The organism is Sutterella massiliensis, assembly GCF_016899755.1.
GTDB classification, from domain to species: Bacteria; Pseudomonadota; Gammaproteobacteria; order Burkholderiales; family Burkholderiaceae_F; genus Sutterella; species Sutterella massiliensis.
Genome location: NZ_JACJJC010000145.1, coordinates 1 through 912 on the forward strand (window position 1 = coordinate 1; position 912 = coordinate 912).

The 912-nt window shown below is 58.1% G+C and carries 1 protein-coding gene and 1 pseudogene; both read left to right on the forward strand.

Features of this window, described 5'->3' with window-relative positions; translation table 11 throughout:
- On the forward strand, positions 1 to 619 hold a 619-nt coding region (locus H6A60_RS11830; RefSeq protein WP_205104875.1), incomplete at its 5' end, for a carbohydrate ABC transporter permease.
- Between the two features lie 90 nt (positions 620 to 709).
- Positions 710 to 912 (forward strand): annotated as a pseudogene (locus H6A60_RS11835) (hypothetical protein); the annotation flags it as partial.

Below are 912 nucleotides of genomic sequence, written 5' to 3' on the forward strand. Positions count from 1 at the left end.
CATGAAAAACGGTCTAACAGTTTGCTTCGGCGTGCTCATCGTTCAGCTTCTGGTCGCGCTCCCCGCCGCCTGGGCTCTCGCACGCTATGACTTCCGGGGCAAGCGTCTCTTCTTCGTGATCGTGCTTCTGGGCCTCGCCGTGCCGATCCAGGCACCTGCAATTCCGCTCTTCATGGGACTTGCCGAATTCAATCTGCTCGACACGTTCTTCGCACTCATGTTCCCCTTCTTCCTTTCGGTCTTCGCGATCTTTCTTTTCCGTCAGGCCTTTATGACCTTTCCCGAAGACATCGTGCTGGCTGCCCGAATGGACGGCATGAAGGAATGGGAGATCCTCTGGCGGATTGCTGTTCCGAGTGTGCGCCCGCAGATCGCGGCCTTTGCGGTCTTCTCCTTCGTTGCGCACTGGAACGACCTTTACTGGCCGCTCATCGTCGTGACGAGTCCGGAACTCGTGACCCCGCCGCTCGGCATGGCACAGTTTTCCGACCCCGAGACCGGCACGAACTTTGGCGCACTCATGGCCGCAGCCGTACTGATGGTGCTGCCGGTTCTCGCCTTCTTCACATTCATGCAACGCGATTTCATGGCCGCCGTAACCCAAAGCGGCGTGAAATAGCAGCCTTTTATCGAACACAGGGCGCCGATTGTGCAGCGCCTCGATTAAACCGAAATTTATCCCAAAACCAAACGACCTAAGAGGTTTCTAATGACGACATCCATGCTTCAACGGCGCCGCTTTCTTCAACTCGCTGCACTCGCAGCGGCAGCGGGGCTTCCCGCCTTCACGCGCGAATCGCTTGCTGCGGGCACAACGCCCTTCGAACCCGATGAACCGGTCGAACTCGAGCTCCTTCACGCGATGCCCGGCCAGGACGCCTATTACAAGGAAATCGCTGCTGCCTTTACCGC